The sequence below is a fragment of the Alicycliphilus denitrificans genome, from assembly GCF_044792555.1.
Lineage (GTDB): Bacteria > Pseudomonadota > Gammaproteobacteria > Burkholderiales > Burkholderiaceae_C > Alicycliphilus > Alicycliphilus denitrificans_A.
In genome coordinates, this window is the sequence record NZ_CP126238.1 from 401,860 (window position 1) to 419,623 (window position 17,764).

A 17,764-nucleotide genomic window follows, 5' to 3' on the forward strand; every position below is an offset into this window, starting at 1 on the left:
CCATGAGCAAGAAGATCAAATGCGCCCTGATCGGTCCGGGCAACATCGGCACCGACCTGCTGGCCAAGCTGCAGAGGAGCCCGGTGCTGGAGCCGGTGTGGATGGTGGGCATAGACCCCGAATCCGACGGCCTGAAGCGCGCGCGCGAGATGGGCATCAAGACCACGCATGAGGGCGTGGACGGCCTGATCCCGCACATGAAGCAGGACGGCGTGCAAATCGTCTTCGACGCCACCAGCGCCTACGTGCATGCCGAGAACTCGCGCAAGGTCAACGCCGAAGGGGCGCTGATGATCGACCTCACGCCCGCGGCCATCGGCCCGTTCTGCGTGCCGCCGGTGAACCTGCCCGAACATCTGGGCAAGCGCGAGATGAACGTCAACATGGTCACCTGCGGCGGCCAGGCCACCATCCCCATGGTCGCGGCGGTGAGCCGCGTGCAGAGCGTGGTATACGGCGAAATCGTCGCCACCGTCTCCAGCCGCTCGGCAGGGCCCGGCACGAGGAAGAACATCGACGAATTCACCCGCACCACGGCCGGCGCCATCGAGAAGGTCGGCGGCGCCAGGAAAGGCAAGGCCATCATCGTCATCAACCCGGCCGAGCCACCGCTGATCATGCGCGACACCGTGCACTGCCTGACCGAGGACGAGCCCGACCAGGCGGCGATCACCGCATCCATCCACGCCATGATCGCCGAGGTGCAGAAATACGTGCCCGGCTACAAACTGGTCAACGGCCCGGTGTTCGACGGCAAGCGCGTCTCGGTCTACCTGGAGGTCGAGGGCCTGGGCGACTACCTGCCCAAGTACGCCGGCAACCTGGACATCATGACCGCCGCCGCCGCGCGCACCGCCGAGATGTTTGCCGAAGAGATTTTGGCCGGCAAGCTCCAACTGCAATCCGCCGCTGCCTGAAGGAGCCACACCTCATGACCAAGCACATCACCCTGCACGACATGACGCTGCGCGACGGCATGCACCCCAAGCGCCACCTGATGACGCTGGAGCAGATGAAGAGCGTGGCCCAGGGCCTGGACCAGGCCGGCGTGCCGCTGATCGAAGTCACCCACGGCGACGGCCTGGGCGGCGCCTCGGTCAACTACGGCTTTCCCGCGCACAGCGACGAAGAGTACCTGGGCGCCGTGATCCCGCTGATGAAGCAGGCCAAGGTCTCGGCCCTGCTGCTGCCCGGCATAGGCACCGTGGACCACCTGAAGATGGCGCACGGCCTGGGCGTGCACACCATCCGCGTGGCCACGCACTGCACCGAGGCCGATGTCTCCGAGCAGCACATCACCATGGCGCGCAAGCTGGACATGGACACCGTGGGCTTTCTGATGATGGCCCACATGAACAGCGCGGAAGGCTTGGTCAAGCAGGCCAAGCTCATGGAAGGCTACGGCGCCAACTGCATCTACGTGACCGACTCGGCCGGCTACCTGCTGCCCGAGCAGGTGAAAGAGCGCATCGCCGCCGTGCGCGCCGCGCTCAAGCCCGAGACCGAGCTGGGCTTTCACGGCCACCACAACCTGGCCATGGGCGTGGCCAACAGCATCGCGGCGATCGAGGCCGGCGCCAACCGCATCGACGCGGCGGCCGCCGGCCTGGGAGCGGGCGCGGGCAACACGCCCATGGAGGTGCTGGTGGCCGTGCTCGACCGCATGGGCATCCAGACCGGCGTGGACGTGTGGAAGATCCAGGACGTGGCGGAAGACCTGGTGGTGCCGCTGATGGACTTCCCCATCCGCATCGACCGCGACGCGCTCACGCTGGGCTACGCCGGCGTGTACGGCAGCTTCCTGCTGTTTGCCAAGCGGGCCGAGAAGAAATACGGCATCCCCGCGCGCGACCTGCTCGTGGAGCTGGGCCGCCGCGGCATGGTCGGGGGCCAGGAAGACATGATTGAAGACACCGCATTGACCATGGCGCGCGCACGCGGCCTGGCGGTCAAGGCTTGAAAGGACACAGCACCATGGCATTGAGCAAGCAAACCATAGCCCAACTGGCCGAGCACCTGGAAACCTGCCAGCTGCAGGCGCGCGACACCCCGAAGATCACGGGCGACCACCCCGACATGGACTGGGATGACGCCTACGCCATCCAGGACGCCATCCTGCAGCGCAAGCTGGCACGCGGCGCGCGCGTGGTCGGCCTGAAGGCCGGCCTGACCTCGCACGCCAAGATGCAGCAGATGGGCGTGACCGACCCGGTGTTCGGCTTCCTCGTCGATGAATACGCCGTGGCCGAGGGCGCCGCGGTGGATACCAAGGCGCTGATCCACCCCAAGGTGGAGCCCGAGATCGCCTTCGTGCTGAAAACGGCGCTCAAGGGGCCGGGCTGCCATATCGGCAGCGTGCTGGCCGCCACCGACTTCGTGCTGCCCGGCATCGAGGTCATCGACAGCCGCTACCGCGACTTCAAGTTCGACCTGAAGAGCGTCGTGGCCGACAACACCTCGGCCGCGCGCTTCGTCGTCGGCGGCCGCGCGCTGCGCCCCCAGGATGTCGATCTGCGCACCGTCGGCCTGGTGCTGGAGAAGAACGGCCAGCCCGTGGCCCTGGGCGCCGGCGCGGCCGTGCTGGGCCACCCGGCCGCGGCCATTGCCGCGCTGGCCAACCACCTGGGCCGCCGCGGGCAGGAGATTCCGGCGGGCAGCCTGATCCTGTCGGGCGGCGCGACCGAGGCCGTTTCCGTGGCCGCGGGCGACAGCGTCTGCCTGCGTGTGCAAGGCATGGGCAGCGTGTCGCTGCGTTTTGCTTGAACAACAACGAAGGGGGAAAACCATGCAACGACGAGACTTCATGGCGGCCGGTGCCCTGGCCGCGCTGGGCTCCACCCTGCAAGGCAATGCCTGGGCCCAGGCCGCTTATCCGGCCAAGCCGGTGCGCATGATCGTGCCCTTCCCGCCGGGCGGGCCGACCGATGTGATGGGCCGCACGGCCGCCAAGGCCATGGGCGACAAGCTGGGCCAGCAGTTCGTGGTCGAGAACAAGGCCGGCGCGGGCGGCAACATCGGCACCGACGCCGTGGCCAAGGCCGCGCCCGATGGCTACACCATCGGCCTGTCGGCGATCAGCAGCCTGGCCATCGCACCGTACCTCTACAGCAACGTGCCGTTCAACGTCGAGAAGGACTTCGTGCCGATTTCGCTCGTCGGCACCACGCCCTGCGCGCTGGTGGTGCACCCCAGCGTGCCGTTCTCCGACCTCAAGGGCATGGTGGCCTATGCCAAGGCCAACCCCGGCAAGCTCAACTACGCGACCTCGGGCATAGGCACCAGCAACCACCTGGCGGCCGAGCTGCTGCAGTCGGTGGCCGGCATCCAGCTGACCAGCGTGCCGTACAAGGGTTCCAGCCAGATCGTGCCCGACCTGCTGGCCGGCACCATCACCATGAGCATGGAAAGCTCGCTGGCCACCACCTTGCAGCACATCAAGGCGGGCAAGCTCAAGGCCATCGCCGTCACCTCGCCGCAGCGCGCCAAGGCGCTGCCCGACGTGCCGACGATCGCCGAATCCGGCTACCCCGGCTTCAGCGTGGAGACCTGGTTCGGCCTGGTGGCGCCCGCCGGCACGCCGCCGGCCGTCGTGGCCAAGCTGCACGACGCCTGGGAGGCAGGGGCCAAGGCCCCCGAGGCACAGCAGGCGTTCGACAACATCTCGGGCAATCTGCGTGTGACCACGCCGCAGCAGTTCGCCGAGTTCATCCGCGCCGAGAACCGCCGCTGGGGCGAGCTGATTCGCAGGCTCGGCATCAAGGCCGACTGACCCTTTCTTTTACGGACCCAACACCATGCCATTTGCACAGATCTACATGATCGAAGGCCGCACCGAGGAGCAGAAGAAGGCCGTCATCGAGAAGGTGACCCAGGCCCTCGTCGACGCCGTGGGCGCGCCGCCCGCCAACGTGCGCGTCTGGATCCACGATGTGCCCAAGGAGAACTGGGGCATTGCGGGGGTGAGCGCCAAGGAATTGGGGCGCTGACCGTTTAGCGGTTAAAAATGCCTGCAGCGATTGCCTGGCAAGCGTCTGCAGCTATCAAATTTCAGGTGTTGCCCACATAGGGGTTGCTGCGCCGCTCGCGCCCGAAGGTGCTCTCCGGCCCGTGGCCGGGAATGAACACCGTTGCATCGCCCATGGGCCACAGGCGCTGGGTGATGCTGGCTATCAGCTGCTGGTGGTTGCCGCCGGGAAAGTCCGTGCGGCCGATGCTGCCCGCGAACAGCACGTCGCCCACGAAGCAGCGCTCGATCTGCGGCGCGTGGAACACCACATGGCCCGGCGTATGGCCCGGGCAGTGGCGCACGTTCAATGTCTCCTTGCCGATGGTGACCGTGTCGCCGTCATGCAGCCAGCGCGTCGGTGTGAACGGCAGCGCGGGCGGAAAACCGAACATGGTGCTTTGCTGCGGCAGGCCGTCGATCCAGTACTGGTCGCCCTCGTGCGGGCCGATGACGGGCAGGTGCAGCTGCTGCGCCAGCTCGCCCGTGCCGCCCGCGTGGTCGATATGGGCGTGCGTGAGCCAGATGGCCTTGAGCTGCAGGCCCCGCTGCTGCACTTCGGCCAGCAGCCTATCCAGGTCGCCGCCGGGGTCGATGACGGCGGCCTCCATGGTCTGGTCGCACCAGACGAGGGAACAGTTCTGCTGGAAGGCGGTGACGGGGACGGTGAGGTAGTGGAGCATGGGGCGGGATTGTCGCAGGCGGCCACGGCGGCTCACTGCAGCCGGCGTGCAATTGCCTCGCGCACATTGCGCACATGCTGCATGCCGGCCGCGTCGGCCGCGGCCTCGTCGCCGGCCAGGATGGCCTGGCACATGGCCTGGTAGTCGCGCATGCGCACCTGCTGCAGCGTGGCCGGGCGGTGCTGGGCGTAGACGATGGGCATGTGGATGGAGGGCAGCAGGCGGCGCAGCTCGCGGCTGCCGCTGGTGGCCAGCAGGGCGCGGTACAGGCCGCGGCGGGCGCCGGCGAAAGTGTCCTGATCCTGGCCGCGGTCGGCTTCATGGAGCTGCGCCAGGGCGGCCTCGATGGGTTTGCGCGGCGCGCCTGCGGCGATGGCGCGCGCCGCGCTGCGCGCCAGCAGACCGGTCATGCGCTCGGCCACGTCCAGCACCTCCAGGGTTTCCTGCGGCGACAGGGTGCGTATGGCGGCCCCCTTGTTGCGAAACAGCTCGACCAGGCCCTCGGCCGCCAGGCGCTGCAGGGCTTCGCGCACTGAGGCACGACTGACGCCGAACTGCGCGGCCAGGTCCACCTCCACCAGGCGCTGACCGGGCACGAAGCGCTGCTGCGCCAGCCCCTGCACGATGCCGTGGAACACCGCGTCGGCGGCGGTTTCCGGGGTGTCGGCAACGGGTTCGGGCGGCAGGGTGGAAGACATGGGGTGGACGGGACAGGAAAAGAGTGCCAACGTTAGCACAGCATGTAGGGGCTTGTTTTCAATATTGTCTGACAATATCATCTGCAATGTGCCAGATGTTCGATGCTCTTTCTGGCTGACCCTTTTCATGAGGTGCCGCATGGATTTTTCCCTTTCGCCCGAACTGCGCGCATTGCGCGACAAGGTTCGGCAATTCATCGCCGAACAGGTGATTCCGCTGGAAAACGACGAGCGCACATCACTGACGGATCGGCACCACGGCCCGAGCGAGGCGCTGCGCAATGAACTGGTGGCGCGCGCCAGGGCGGCCGGCCTGCTCACGCCCCATGCCTCGCGCGCCATGGGCGGCCTGGGCCTGTCGCACGTCGAGAAGGCCGTGGTGTTCGAGGAGGCCGGCTACTCCTGGCTGGGCCCCACGGCGCTCAACATCCACGCGCCGGACGAGGGCAACATCCATCTGATGGAGGAGGTGGCCACGCCCGCGCAGAAGGAGCGCTGGCTGCGCGGCCAGGTGGCGGGGCAGTGGCGCTCGTGCTTTGCCATGACCGAGCCCGCGCCCGGAGCCGGGGCGGATCCGTCGATGCTGGCCACCACGGCCGTGCGCGACGGCGACGACTATGTGATCAACGGCCGCAAATGGTTCATCACCGGCGCCGAAGGCGCGCATTACGCCATCGTGATGGCGCGCATGGAGGATGGCTCGGCCACCATGTTCCTCACCGACATGGATCGGCCCGGCATCGTGCTGGAGCGCAACATGGACGCCATGGATGCCTGCTTCACCGGCGGCCACGGCGTGCTGCGCTTTGACAATCTGCGCGTGCCCGCCGCCGACGTGCTGGGCGAGGTGGGCCAGGGCTTTCGCTACGCCCAGGTGCGCCTGGCGCCCGCGCGCCTGACGCACTGCATGCGCTGGCTGGGCCAGGCGCGCCGCGCGCACGACCAGGCGCTGGCCTACGCGCGCAAGCGCCAGGCCTTCGGCAAGCCGCTGGCCGAGCACGAAGGCGTGGGCTACATGCTGGCCGACAACGACATGGACCTGCACACCGCGCGCCTGCATATCTGGCACACGGCGTGGATGCTGGACCAGGGCGAGAAGTGCAACTTCGAGTCCAGCCGCGCCAAGGTGGTGTGCTCGGAGGCCGAATGGCGCGTGGTCGACCGCAGCGTGCAGATCCTGGGCGGCCAGGGCGTGACGGGCGAGACGCCGGTGATGCGCATCTTCACCGACATGCGCGCCTTTCGCATCTACGACGGCCCGAGCGAGGTGCACCGCTGGAGCATGGCCAGGAAGCTCGTGCACCTGGCCGAAAAGGCCGAGGCCGAACTGCTGCGCGAAGGAGGGGCCTGAGCATGGCGCACGATGTGATGGAACGCTTCGGCCTGCGCGGCAGGCTGGTGCTGGTAACCGGCGCCTCCAGCGGCCTGGGCACGCACTTCGCTGAAGTGCTGGCCGCTGCCGGTGCGCGCGTAGCCGTGGCCGCGCGCCGCACCGACAAGCTGCAGGGCGTGGTGCAGACCATCACCGCCGCCGGCGGCGAGGCGCGGGCCTTCGCGCTGGACGTGACCGACAACGCCAGCGTGCGCGCCTGTTTCGATGCCGTGGGCGAGTGGGGCGTGCCCGACGTGGTCGTCAACAACGCCGGCGTGACCGTGACGCGAGCGCTGCTGGAGCAGACGGAACAAGACTTCGATCAGGTGCTGGACACCAACCTCAAGGGCTGCTGGCTGGTGGCCACCGAGGCCGCGCGCCGCATGGTGGCTCAGGCCAAGGGCGGCGCGATCGTCAACGTGGCCTCCATCCTGGGCGAGCGCGTGGCCGGCGGCGTGGCGCCGTATGCGATATCGAAGGCCGGCGTGATCCAGGCCACCAAGGCCATGGCGCTGGAACTGGCGCGCCACGGCATCCGCGTGAACGCGCTGCTGCCCGGCTATGTGGTGACTGACCTGAACCGCGGCTTTCTTACCAGCGAGGCCGGCGACAAGCTGCGCATGCGCGTCCCGAGCCGGCGCTTTGGCGAACTGGCAGACCTGGACGGCCCGCTGCTGCTGCTGGCCTCCGACGCGGGCGCCGCCATGTCTGGCGCCACCGTGGCCGTGGACGGCGCGCATCTGGTGAGTTCGCTATGAGCGGCGCGGCCACCAATTTGCCGCCGGCGGCCCTGGCCGACTACCTGCGCGCGCAGGGCCTGGCGGGTGCCGGGCCGGTCGCGGCCCAGGTGCTCGCGGGCGGACAGTCCAACCCCACCTACCGCCTGACGGTGGATGACGGGCGCCAGTACGTGCTGCGCAAAAAACCCGCGGGCGTGCTGCTGGCCTCGGCCCACGCCATCGACCGCGAATACCGCGTGATGCGGGCGCTGCAGGACACCGCCGTGCCCGTGCCGCGCATGCTGGCCTACTGCGACGATGCCGCGCTGCTGGGCACGCCGTTCTACGTGATGGAGTATCTAGCGGGCCGCGTGCTCATGGACCAGTCGCTGCCCGGCATGGACCCGGCCGAACGCCACGCCATCTACCGCGAGATGAACCGCGTCATCGCCGCACTGCACGCCGTGGACTACGCCGCCGTGGGCCTGGCCGACTATGGCAAGAGCGGCAACTACGTGGGGCGCCAGGTGGCGCGCTGGTCGCGCCAGTGCCGCGAAGCCAGCGTGCCCGTCACGCCGGCCATGGAGCGGCTCATGGACTGGCTGCCCCGGCACCTGCCGCAGGACGACGAGACCACGCTGGTGCATGGCGACTACCGGCTCGACAACCTCGTCTTCCACCCCACCGAGCCGCGCGTCATCGGCGTGCTGGACTGGGAGCTGTCCACCCTGGGCCACCCGCTGGCCGACCTGGCCTACCAGTGCATGGCCTGGCGCATACCGCCTGCGCTGTGGCGCGGCATCGCCGGGCTTCAACTTTCGGCGCTGGGTATCCCGTCCGAGCAGGAATACGTCGCCTGGTACGAACAGACCACGGGCCGCCAGGCGGCCGAGCACTGGGACTTCTACCTCGCCTACAACCTGTTCCGCATGGCGGCCATCCTGCACGGCATCGCCCAGCGCGCGCAGGACGGCAACGCGGCATCGGCCGATGCGGTGGAGACGGGGGCCAAGGCCGGGCCGCTGGCCGAGCTGGGGTGGCAGGCGGCGCAGCGCTATATGGCGGGGCGGAAATAAGCTATGAATAAAGAAGCTGCTTACGCTTTCTGAATAAGCGTCTAGGCCAATTTTTGCCTGATTAGCGACATATCTCAGACAGCACTCGGTCAACAAACGCCACGTCATTCCGGTTTTCGCCGGAATGACGGTGATCTGAGGCATGTGCCTAATCAGGAATTTTTGTTGAAACTTGAGCTGGAGAGTGCCGGTGATTTCTGAATGCAGGGCCGATGGTCAACCTCAAGAGCGTGTCAGTAGTTCGTCCAATGCATCGGTGATGGTCTGGCCTTCATCCTCCAGCGAATCAACCAATTCGCCCAGCTGGTCGGTGGCAACAGAAACCATGTCCAGCGGATGCAGCACTACGCGAAGCCCTTCGATGACGAAGACCGGGTTCATTCGGGCTCCTGCGGTAGGCGAGCCCTTCGGAAGCAGGCTCTGAAGAACCAGTGGGACGACTACCCGCCGACGATAGCGGTCAAATTGCGAGGATTGGACGATTACCACAAAGGGGATCGACTTGCGCAAGGCGCCCTTGTTGCGGTGGACATCGAACTGCGCCATTACAGGGTGGAGTGTTCGTCAGCGAACGAGCCCACCGCCGCGTGCACGGCATTCCAGTCTGCCGCGCAGGCGTCTGCCCTTTGCTGGCGCTGCCGCTGCTCGTTTTGCTGCTGCGCCACAAACTCGGCCAGCAAGGACTCCACCGTAGCGGAAAGATTGCTGGTGTAGGCCTTGGCTTGCTGAACCAATGCCTCATTCATCGTGAGGTTGACGGGCCGTTTTCGGATAGCAGTGGTGTTGGCTGTCATATGCATAAACCTCGCGCGCATCAGATGCGCATATCATGCGCATAAAGACGCCAGCAGTCAAAGTGGGTAGTCATACTCAATCGTCAGCGGCGCATGGTCGCTGAACTTGACGTCCTTGAAGATCGCCGCCGAGCGCGCCGCCTCGGCGATGGCGGGTGACGCCAGGTGATAGTCCAGCCGCCACCCCACGTTGTTCGCATAGGCCTGGCCGCGGTTGCTCCACCATGTGTAGCAGGCGTCGGTGGTGTCCGGCTGCAGCCGGCGGTACACGTCCACCAGGCCGCCGTCGGCCAGCAGCTTCGTCATCCAGGCGCGCTCCTCGGGCAGGAAGCCGCTGTTCTTCTGGTTGCTGCGCCAGTTCTTCAGGTCGATCTGCTGGTGGGCGATGTTGATGTCGCCGCACAGGATGAAGTCGCGCTCGGCTTTCAGCTGCATCAGGTGGGGGTGGAACTCGTCCAGAAAGCGGAACTTGGCCTGCTGGCGTTCCTCGCCCGAGGAGCCGCTGGGAAAGTAGGCGCTGATGATGGACAGCCGGCGCCCGGGCCGGTCGAAGCGCAGTTCCACGTAGCGGCCCTCGGCGTCGAATTCCTCGGAGCCGTAGCCGATGATGACGTCGCTGGGCTCATGGCGCGTGTAGATGCCCACGCCGGAGTAGCCCTTTTTCTCGGCAAAGTGAAAATACCCCTTCAGGCCGGCCAGCTCCTCGAAGCGCCCCTGCATGTCGGTGGCCTGGGCCTTGATCTCCTGCACGCAAATACAATCCGGGCGGTTCTGGTCTATCCACGCCTCCACGCCCTTGGACGTGGCCGAGCGGATGCCGTTGAGGTTGAGACTGGTTAATTTGAACAAGGAAGCATCCATGGTGACAGAGAGCGCGCAAGGCCCCGGGCGGGACCGTCTGGCGCAGGAGTTCGTGCGTTTTGCGGTCGAATCCGGCGTGCTGCGCTTTGGCGAATTCAAGACCAAGGCGGGGCGCATGAGTCCGTATTTCTTCAACGCCGGATTGTTCGATGACGGCGCCAAGCTCGGGCGCCTGGCGCAATTCTATGCACAGGCGCTGCTGGCCAGCGGCCTGCAGTTCGACATGGTGTTCGGCCCGGCCTACAAGGGCATTCCGCTGGCCGCCACGGTGGCCGTGGAGCTGGCGCGCCTCGGCAAGAACGTGCCCTTTGCCTATAACCGCAAGGAGGCCAAGGACCACGGCGAGGGCGGCACGCTGGTGGGGGCGCCGCTGTCGGGCCGGGTGCTCATCATCGACGACGTGATGAGTGCCGGCACGGCAGCGCGCGAATCCATCGCCCTGATCCGCGCCGCCGGCGCCACGCCGCACGCCATCGCCATTGCCCTCGACCGCCAGGAAAAGGCCACCGAGGGCGGCCAGGACGTGGAGCACAGCGCCGTGCAGTATGTGCAGCGCGAGCTTGGCATGCAGGTCTGCGCCATCGCCAAGCTGGCCGACCTGCTGCAGTATCTGGCGGCCGATGGCGGCGACGCGCAGATGCACGCCCACCACGAGCGCGTGCTGGCCTATCGCCAGCGCTATGGCGTGGACGATTGAGGGCTGGGCGCCAGAGAGCATGGACTTGAAAGCAAAGGCAGTGACGGGCGGCCTCATGGCGGCCGCCTTGCTGGCCATGGCCGTGCCGGCCTGGGCGCAGCAGGGCAGGGGCGCGCAGGAGATTTACAGCTGCATCGACAGGCAGGGCCGCCGCATCACCTCCGACCGGCCCATCGCCGACTGCGTGGACCGCGAGCAGCGCGTGCTGGACCACACGGGTACCGAGCGCCGCCGCATCGGCCCGACGCTGACCGAGCACGAACGCAGCGCGCAGGAGCTGCAGCGCCGCAAGGAGGCCGAGGAGCGCGCACGCGTCGCCGAGGAGCGCCGGCGCGAGCGCGTGCTGCTGGCGCGCTACCCCGACGAGGCTGCGCACCAGGCCGAGCGCGAGGCCGCCATCGACCAGGTGGAGGAGGTCATCGTCGTGGCCCACAAGCGCATCCAGGCGCTGAAGGTCGAGCGCAGGCGCATGGATTCTGAGCTGGAGTTTTACCGTGGCGACGTGAACAAGGCGCCCGCGAAGCTGCAGCGCCAGATTGCCGAAAACCACGCCGATCAGGCCGAGCAGCAGCGCTTTCTGGCCGCGCAGGACCAGGAAAAACGCCGCATTCACCAGCGCTTTGACGCCGAGCTGGCCCAGCTGCGCCAGCTGTGGGCGGCGCAGCGCGCCGCGGCCGCGCAATGGACGCCGCCGCAAAAGTAGCGATATCTGTTGATAGCCACGGCAAACCCTCCGTCATCCCCGCGAAAGCGGGGATGACGGGTTTGTAGACATTGGGTGTCGTGGTCAGGTGAAGCCACAGGAAGCGCCGCTTGAGCCACTTATTTGATAGCTGTCAGCGCTTTATTGACAAGTGTTCAGGCCAGTTTTGCCTTCAATAGCTCGTTGACCTGCTGGGGGTTGGCCTTGCCCTTGCTGGCCTTCATCACCTGGCCTACCAGGGCGTTGAAGGCCTTGTCCTTGCCGGCCTTGTACTGCTCTACGTTCGCCGGGTTGGCGGCGATCACCTCGTCGATGATGGCCTCCAGCGCGCCGGTGTCGTTCATCTGCTTGAGGCCCTTGGCCGCGATCACGGCATCCACATCCGAGCCCTCGCCGCTCCACAGCGCCTCGAACACCTGGCGGGCTGCGTTGTTGGAAATCGTCCCGTCCTGGATGCGGCCGATCAGCGCCGCCAGCTGGCCGCTCGTGACCTTGACGGCCTCCATGCCGATTTCCTCGGTGTTCAGGCGACGCGAGATCTCGCCCATGACCCAGTTGCTCGCCAGCTTCGGTTGGCCGCAGGCCTTGGCCGTGTCTTCGAAGTAGGCGGCCATGGCCTGGCTTTGGGTGAGCGTGGTGGCGTCGTACTCGGGCAGGCCGTACTGCTGCACGAAGCGCGCGGCCATGGCGCGCGGCAGCTCGGGCATCTCGGCGCGTACGCGCTCGATCCACTCGGGGGCGATGCACAGCGGCGGCAGGTCCGGGTCGGGGAAGTAACGGTAGTCGGCCGCGTCCTCCTTGGTGCGCATGGCGCGCGTCTCCCCCGTGTCGGGGTTGAAGAGCACGGTGGCCTGTTGAATCTTGTGGCCGTCTTCCAGCTGTTCGATCTGCCAGCGGATCTCGTAGTCGATCGCCAGCTGCATGTTCTTGAAGCTGTTGAGGTTCTTGATCTCGCGGCGCGTGCCCAGCGGTGCTTCGGGCCTGCGCACGGAGACGTTGGCGTCGCAGCGGAACGACCCCTCCTGCATGTTGCCGTCGCAGATGCCGATCCAGGTGACGATCTGGTGCAGCGCCTTGGCGTAGGCCACGGCCTCGTCGGTGGAGCGCATGTCGGGCTCGGTGACGATCTCCAGCAGCGGCGTGCCCGCGCGGTTCAGGTCGATGCCGCTCATGCCGTGGAACTCTTCGTGCAGCGACTTGCCCGCGTCTTCCTCCAGGTGGGCGCGCACCAGGCGCACGGTCTTCTTCTCGTCGCCCAGGTAGAACGACACCTCGCCGCCCTGCACCACGGGGATCTCGAACTGGCTGATCTGGTAGCCCTTGGGCAGATCCGGGTAGAAGTAGTTCTTGCGCGCAAAAATGCTTTGCGGCGCAATGTGGGAGCCCAGGGCCAGTCCTAATTTAATAGCGCAGGCGACGGCCTCGCGGTTCATCACCGGCAGGGTGCCAGGCAGGGCCAGGTCCACGGCGCAGGCCTGGGTGTTGGGCTCGGCGCCGAAGGCGGTGCTGGCGCGGCTGAAGATCTTGCTGTGGGTGGCCAGCTGGGCGTGGGTCTCGAAGCCGATGACGACCTCGTAGCCATGGATGAGTTTCGCGGTCATGCTCAGATGCCCTCCCCGGACTGTGTTGACAGCCCTGCGGGCTGGCGGAGGTGGAAGTCGGTCGCCTGCTGCAGGCGGTGCGCGGCGTTCAGCAGCCGGCCCTCCTGGAAATAGTTGCCGATGAGCTGCAGGCCCACGGGCATGCCGCCCGCGCCTGCACCTGCGGGCACGCTCATGCCGGGCAGGCCGGCCAGCGAGGCGGGCAGCGTGTAGATGTCGGCCAGGTAGCTGGTCACGGGGTCGGTCTGCGCGCCCAGCTCGGGGGCCACGGTGGGCGCCACGGGGCCGGCGATCAGGTCGCACTGCTGGAACGCGGTCTGGAAGTCGTCGGCGATCATGCGGCGGATCTTTTGCGCCTGCAGGTAGTAGGCGTCGTAATAGCCCTCGGACAGCACATAGGTGCCGATCATGATGCGGCGCTTGACCTCGTCGCCAAAGCCTTCGGCGCGGGTCTTCTTGTACATGTCGAGCAGGTCGGCGTACTGCGCAGCGCGGTGGCCGTAGCGCACGCCGTCAAAGCGCGAGAGGTTGGACGAGGCCTCGGCCGGTGCCAGGATGTAGTACACCGGCACCGACAGCTCGGTGCGCGGCAGGCTGATGGGCACCAGCCTGGCGCCGAGCTTTTCATATTCCTTCAGGGCCGATTCGACGGCGGCGCGCACGTCGGGCTGCAGGCCGTCGCTGAAGAACTCGGCCGGCACGCCGATGCGCAGGCCGGCAATGGAGTCCTGCAGCGAGCGCGTGAAGTCCTCGCCGGGACGGTCCAGGCTGGTGGCATCGCGCTCGGGGTCGGGGCCGCAGATCTGGCTCAGCAGCAGCGCGCAGTCCTCGGCCGAGCGCGCCATGGGGCCGGCCTGGTCCAGGCTGGAGGCAAAGGCGATCATGCCGTAACGACTGGCGCGGCCGTAGGTGGGCTTGATGCCGGTGATGCCGCAGAACGACGCCGGCTGGCGGATGGAGCCGCCCGTGTCCGTGCCCGTCGCGGCCGGGGCCAGGCGTGCCGCCACGGCCGCGGCCGAGCCGCCGGAGGAGCCGCCGGGCACATGCGCCAGGTTCCAGGGATTGCGCGCGGGCCGGGGCGCGTCAAAGCCCACGGGAGCGATGGCGGCGTTTTCGTTGCTGGCGCCCATGGCGAACTCGTCGCAGCTGAGCTTGCCCAGCGTCACGCAGCCGGCCTGGGCCAGGCGTGCCACCACGGTGGCGTCAAAGGGCGAGCGGTAGCCCGCCAGCATCTTGCTGGCCGCGGTGCTGGGAAAGTCGCGCGTGACGAAGACGTCCTTGTGCGCAATCGGCAGGCCGGCCAGCGGCGCGGCCTGGCCCGCGGCAAGGGCATCGTCTTGCGCACGCGCCTGGGTCAGCGTCACGTCTTCGTCCAAGGCCAGGTAGGCGCCCAGGTTCTGGTGCGCCTTGGCGCGGGCCAGAAAATGCTGGGCCGTCTCCACGGCCGATACCTGTTTGCCGCGCAGCAAGGCGGCCAGCTGGGCCACGCCCAGGTCGTGCAGATCGGTGTTGCTCATGGCCTTGCCCTTATTCGATGACCTTGGGCACCAGGAACAGCCCGCGCTCCACGGCCGGGGCGCTTTGCTGGTTCGCCTCGCGCTGGTTGGGCTCGCTGGCGACATCTTCGGCCAGGCGCAGTTGCACTTCCTGGATCGCCGCTACGGGATGGGGTAGGGGAGCGATGCCGCTGGTGTCCACGGCCTGCATCTTGTCCACGATGCCGAAAAAACCGTTGAGTTGGGTGAGCATGCGCTCGCTCTCGTCGGAGCTGAGTTCCAGCCGCGCCAGATGGGCGATGCGGGCGATGTCCTGAGGTGTCAGTGCCATAAGGGGGATGGGAGGGGGGAGGAAGCGCGCAACGGTATGTAAACAAGCATCCGCGCCGCGCCGCGCAGGGAGTTATTCACAGGGGATGCGTTATTATCCCGGCTTTGCCGCAAGACCTCCACATTGCCGGTCATTGTGCGAAAAAAGTCCACAAATACCCTGTAAAAACCCGGCGATGGCAGGCCGACGCGCATGCCGTGCCTGAAGAGGATTCTTGAATGTTCGGAGCTTTCCGTCGGTACTTCTCTACCGACCTGGCCATTGACCTTGGTACCGCCAACACCCTGATTTTTGCCCGCGACAAGGGCATCGTGCTCGACGAGCCTTCGGTCGTTGCCATCCGCCACGAGGGCGGGCCGCACGGCAAGAAAGTCATCCAGGCCGTGGGCCGGGAGGCCAAGGCCATGCTGGGAAAGGTGCCGGGCAATATCGAGGCCATACGCCCGATGAAGGACGGCGTGATCGCCGATTTCGTGATCACCGAGCAGATGATCAAGCAGTTCATCAAGATGGTGCATCCGCGCTCGGTGCTCACGCCCAGCCCGCGCATCATCATCTGCGTGCCCTGCGGCTCGACCCAGGTCGAGCGCCGCGCCATCAAGGACGCGGCCGAGGCCGCCGGCGCCACCGCCGTCTACCTGATCGAGGAGCCCATGGCCGCCGGCATTGGCGCGGGCCTGCCGGTGTCGGAGGCCTCGGGCTCGATGGTCGTGGACATTGGCGGCGGCACCACCGAGGTCGGCGTCATCAGCCTGGGCGGCATGGTCTACAAGGGCAGCGTGCGCGTGGGCGGCGACAAGTTCGACGAGTCCATCATCAACTACATCCGCCGCAACTACGGCATGCTGATCGGCGAGCCCACGGCGGAGCTGATCAAGAAAAACATCGGTTCGGCTTTCCCGGGCTCCGAGGTCAAGGAGATGGAGGTCAAGGGCCGCAACCTCTCCGAAGGCGTGCCGCGCAGCTTCACCATTTCTTCCAATGAGGTGCTGGAGGCGCTGACCGAGCCGCTGAATCAGATCGTCTCGGCGGTCAAGACGGCGCTGGAGCAGACCCCGCCCGAGCTGGGCGCCGACATCGCCGAGCGCGGCATGATGCTCACCGGCGGTGGCGCACTGCTGCGCGACCTGGACCGTCTGCTGGCCGAGGAAACCGGCCTGCCCGTGCTGGTGGCCGAGGAGCCCCTGACCTGCGTGGTGCGCGGCTGCGGCATTGCACTGGAGCGCATGGACCGCCAGGGCAGCATCTTCACGAGTGAATAAGGCGCGCGCCGCGCTCGGGCCATACGCATGCCCCTGGGAACCCTGGACCGCTCGGCGCCCACGCTGTTCAAGCATGGGCCGTCGGCGCTGTCACGTCTGACCCTCTACAGCGCCTTGGCGCTGTTTTTGATGGTGGCGGATGCGCGCTTTCACGTCACCGAGCCGCTGCGCAAGGCCGTGGCCACCGTGCTGTATCCGCTGCAGTGGCTGATGCTGCAGCCGGTGGAGCTGGCCGGCAAGGGGGCGCAGTATTTCCAGTCGCTGCAGGCCGCGCAGCAAGGCGTGGACGCGGCGCAGAAGAAGATGGCACAGATGTCCGTGCGCGCGGGCGAGGCCGAGCAGCTGCTGCGCGAGAACGCCGAGCTGCGCCAGCTGCTCGCCCTGCGCGCACGCCTGGATACGCCGGCGCAGGCCGCGCAGGTGATCTACGACACGGCAGACCCGTACACGCGCCGCGTGATGCTTGACCGCGGCCAGCTGGCCGGCGTGCAGGCCGGCTCGCCGGTGGTCGATGCCTCCGGCGTGCTGGGCCAGGTGACGCGCGTCTATCCCATGCTCAGCGAAGTCACCCTGCTCATAGACCGCGACCAGGCCATTCCCGTGCTCAACCTGCGCACCGGCGCGCGCAGCGTGGCCTATGGCGATCCGGTGGCGGGCCTGGGTGGCGGCATGGAGCTGCGCTTCACGCCCGGCAATGCCGACGTGCAGCAGGGCGACGTGCTCACCACCAGCGGTGTCGACGGCCTGTACCCGCCGGGCCTGCCCGTGGCGCGCGTGGTGCATGTGGAGCGTCGTGCCGACTCCACCTTTGCGCGCATTTATTGCGCGCCCCTGGCCCAGGTCTATGGCGCGCGCCATGTGATGGTGCTCAAGCCGCTCGTGCACGAGCTGCCGCCGCGCCCCGAGCCCGAGCCGGCGCCACAGAAGCGGGGAGGGCGCAAATGATCATGCCCAAGGGCCAGCAGCTGCTGCTGCCCGTGAGCCCCGCCTTCATCGTCGCCAGCCTGCTGGCGGCCCTGGCGCTGAACATGCTGCCGCTGGGGCGCGTGGTCTGGACGCCGGACTGGGTCATGGTGCTGCTCGTCTTCTGGGGCATGCACCAGCCGCAGCGCGTGGGCCTGGGCGTGGCCTTTGCCATGGGGCTGTGCATCGATGTGGGCCAGTCCGCGCTGCTGGGCCAGCATGCGCTGGTGTATTGCGGCCTGATGTTCGGCGCACAGCTTACACATCGGCGCCTGCTGTGGTTCGGGCCGCTGCTGCAGGCCCTGCAGCTGTTGCCGCTGTTCTTTGCGGCCCATGTCGTGGCGCTGGCCTTGCGTGCGCTGACCAGTGGCGGCACCCTGCCCGGCCTGGAGGCGGCGCTGGCCCCGCTGCTGGAGACGGCCCTCTGGCCGCTGGTCAGCTGGGTTCTGCTGGCGCCGCAGCGCCGCCCGCCGGACCAGGACGACAACCGGCCGTTGTGAGCATG

21 protein-coding genes are annotated in these 17,764 nt (G+C 67.4%); 13 read left to right on the forward strand and 8 right to left on the reverse strand.

Translation table 11 applies throughout. From position 1 onward, the window contains the following. Positions 1–2: 2 nt before the first annotated feature. The 5 genes from P7644_RS01850 to P7644_RS01870 are packed head-to-tail and all read left to right on the forward strand — an operon-like array spanning position 3 to position 3,986. Positions 3–917, forward strand: a complete 915-nt coding sequence (locus tag P7644_RS01850) for an acetaldehyde dehydrogenase (acetylating) (RefSeq protein ID WP_404301322.1) — start codon at positions 3–5, stop codon at positions 915–917. 14 nt (positions 918–931) lie between these two features. Next, entirely contained in the window at positions 932–1,960 is a 1,029-nt protein-coding gene (aphG, locus tag P7644_RS01855) for a 4-hydroxy-2-oxovalerate aldolase AphG (RefSeq protein WP_404301323.1), read from the forward strand. A 14-nt stretch (positions 1,961–1,974) separates the two neighbouring features. Further along, positions 1,975–2,763, forward strand: a complete 789-nt coding sequence (gene dmpH, locus P7644_RS01860) for a 2-oxo-3-hexenedioate decarboxylase (protein ID WP_404301324.1) — start codon at positions 1,975–1,977, stop codon at positions 2,761–2,763. Positions 2,764–2,785: 22 nt separating this feature from the next. Continuing rightward, complete coding sequence (locus tag P7644_RS01865) at positions 2,786–3,769, forward strand: Bug family tripartite tricarboxylate transporter substrate binding protein (RefSeq protein ID WP_404301325.1); 984 nt, start codon at positions 2,786–2,788, stop codon at positions 3,767–3,769. Between the two features lie 25 nt (positions 3,770–3,794). Then, positions 3,795–3,986 carry a 2-hydroxymuconate tautomerase gene (locus P7644_RS01870; protein WP_013517254.1) on the forward strand — a complete coding sequence of 64 codons (192 nt, stop codon included), beginning with the start codon at positions 3,795–3,797 and terminating at the stop codon, positions 3,984–3,986. A 61-nt stretch (positions 3,987–4,047) separates the two neighbouring features. Here the strand turns inward: P7644_RS01870 and P7644_RS01875 are convergent, their stop codons facing one another. Then, entirely contained in the window at positions 4,048–4,686 is a 639-nt protein-coding gene (locus P7644_RS01875) for an MBL fold metallo-hydrolase (RefSeq protein WP_404301326.1), read from the reverse strand. Positions 4,687–4,718: 32 nt separating this feature from the next. Continuing rightward, positions 4,719–5,384, reverse strand: a complete 666-nt coding sequence (locus P7644_RS01880) for a GntR family transcriptional regulator (RefSeq protein WP_404301327.1) — start codon at positions 5,382–5,384, stop codon at positions 4,719–4,721. Between the two features lie 139 nt (positions 5,385–5,523). Between P7644_RS01880 and P7644_RS01885 the strand changes: the two genes are divergently transcribed. The 3 genes from P7644_RS01885 to P7644_RS01895 are packed head-to-tail and all read left to right on the forward strand — an operon-like array spanning position 5,524 to position 8,551. Then, a complete protein-coding gene (locus P7644_RS01885) occupies positions 5,524–6,735 on the forward strand; it encodes an acyl-CoA dehydrogenase family protein (protein WP_404301328.1) in 1,212 nt (403 codons plus the stop codon). A 2-nt stretch (positions 6,736–6,737) separates the two neighbouring features. Beyond that, positions 6,738–7,514 (forward strand): SDR family NAD(P)-dependent oxidoreductase, encoded by a 777-nt coding sequence (locus P7644_RS01890; RefSeq protein ID WP_404301329.1) that lies wholly within the window; start codon positions 6,738–6,740, stop codon positions 7,512–7,514. Next, on the forward strand, positions 7,511–8,551 hold the full coding sequence (locus P7644_RS01895) for a phosphotransferase family protein (protein WP_404301330.1): 1,041 nt from the start codon (positions 7,511–7,513) through the stop codon (positions 8,549–8,551). Before P7644_RS01890 ends, P7644_RS01895 begins: the two co-directional genes overlap by 4 nt. A 222-nt stretch (positions 8,552–8,773) precedes the next feature. On the opposite strand, the gene P7644_RS01900 is transcribed toward P7644_RS01895, so the two are convergent. Genes P7644_RS01900 through P7644_RS01910 form a run of 3 tightly spaced genes read right to left on the reverse strand, consistent with a single transcriptional unit; the run spans position 8,774 to position 10,194 of the window. After that, positions 8,774–9,097: a CcdB family protein gene (locus P7644_RS01900; RefSeq protein ID WP_404301331.1), complete on the reverse strand. Its 324-nt coding sequence runs from the start codon at positions 9,095–9,097 to the stop codon at positions 8,774–8,776. Next, a complete protein-coding gene (locus tag P7644_RS01905) occupies positions 9,097–9,345 on the reverse strand; it encodes a type II toxin-antitoxin system CcdA family antitoxin (RefSeq protein ID WP_404301332.1) in 249 nt (82 codons plus the stop codon). Before P7644_RS01905 ends, P7644_RS01900 begins: the two co-directional genes overlap by 1 nt. A gap of 57 nt (positions 9,346–9,402) precedes the next feature. Further along, the gene (locus tag P7644_RS01910) at positions 9,403–10,194 is read right to left on the reverse strand and encodes an exodeoxyribonuclease III (RefSeq protein WP_404301333.1); all 792 of its coding nucleotides are present in this window, start codon (positions 10,192–10,194) and stop codon (positions 9,403–9,405) included. 10 nt (positions 10,195–10,204) lie between these two features. Here P7644_RS01910 and pyrE point away from each other — a divergent pair, with 10 nt between their 5' ends. Further along, positions 10,205–10,903 carry an orotate phosphoribosyltransferase gene (pyrE, locus tag P7644_RS01915; protein ID WP_404301334.1) on the forward strand — a complete coding sequence of 233 codons (699 nt, stop codon included), beginning with the start codon at positions 10,205–10,207 and terminating at the stop codon, positions 10,901–10,903. A gap of 19 nt (positions 10,904–10,922) precedes the next feature. After that, positions 10,923–11,606: a DUF4124 domain-containing protein gene (locus tag P7644_RS01920; protein ID WP_404301335.1), complete on the forward strand. Its 684-nt coding sequence runs from the start codon at positions 10,923–10,925 to the stop codon at positions 11,604–11,606. Between the two features lie 155 nt (positions 11,607–11,761). Here P7644_RS01920 and gatB read toward each other — a convergent pair whose 3' ends face one another. The 3 genes from gatB to gatC are packed head-to-tail and all read right to left on the reverse strand — an operon-like array spanning position 11,762 to position 15,034. Then, positions 11,762–13,207: an Asp-tRNA(Asn)/Glu-tRNA(Gln) amidotransferase subunit GatB gene (gene gatB, locus P7644_RS01925; protein WP_404301336.1), complete on the reverse strand. Its 1,446-nt coding sequence runs from the start codon at positions 13,205–13,207 to the stop codon at positions 11,762–11,764. 2 nt (positions 13,208–13,209) lie between these two features. Further along, entirely contained in the window at positions 13,210–14,724 is a 1,515-nt protein-coding gene (gene gatA, locus P7644_RS01930; protein ID WP_404301337.1) for an Asp-tRNA(Asn)/Glu-tRNA(Gln) amidotransferase subunit GatA, read from the reverse strand. 10 nt (positions 14,725–14,734) lie between these two features. Then, positions 14,735–15,034, reverse strand: coding sequence for an Asp-tRNA(Asn)/Glu-tRNA(Gln) amidotransferase subunit GatC (gene gatC, locus P7644_RS01935; RefSeq protein ID WP_404301338.1), 300 nt, complete (start codon positions 15,032–15,034; stop codon positions 14,735–14,737). A gap of 218 nt (positions 15,035–15,252) precedes the next feature. Between gatC and P7644_RS01940 the strand changes: the two genes are divergently transcribed. Genes P7644_RS01940 through mreD form a run of 3 tightly spaced genes read left to right on the forward strand, consistent with a single transcriptional unit; the run spans position 15,253 to position 17,759 of the window. Further along, complete coding sequence (locus tag P7644_RS01940; RefSeq protein WP_404301339.1) at positions 15,253–16,296, forward strand: rod shape-determining protein; 1,044 nt, start codon at positions 15,253–15,255, stop codon at positions 16,294–16,296. A gap of 27 nt (positions 16,297–16,323) precedes the next feature. After that, positions 16,324–17,241 carry a rod shape-determining protein MreC gene (mreC, locus tag P7644_RS01945; RefSeq protein WP_404301340.1) on the forward strand — a complete coding sequence of 306 codons (918 nt, stop codon included), beginning with the start codon at positions 16,324–16,326 and terminating at the stop codon, positions 17,239–17,241. Further along, a complete protein-coding gene (gene mreD, locus P7644_RS01950; protein ID WP_404301341.1) occupies positions 17,238–17,759 on the forward strand; it encodes a rod shape-determining protein MreD in 522 nt (173 codons plus the stop codon). Before mreC ends, mreD begins: the two co-directional genes overlap by 4 nt. Positions 17,760–17,764: the final 5 nt, after the last annotated feature.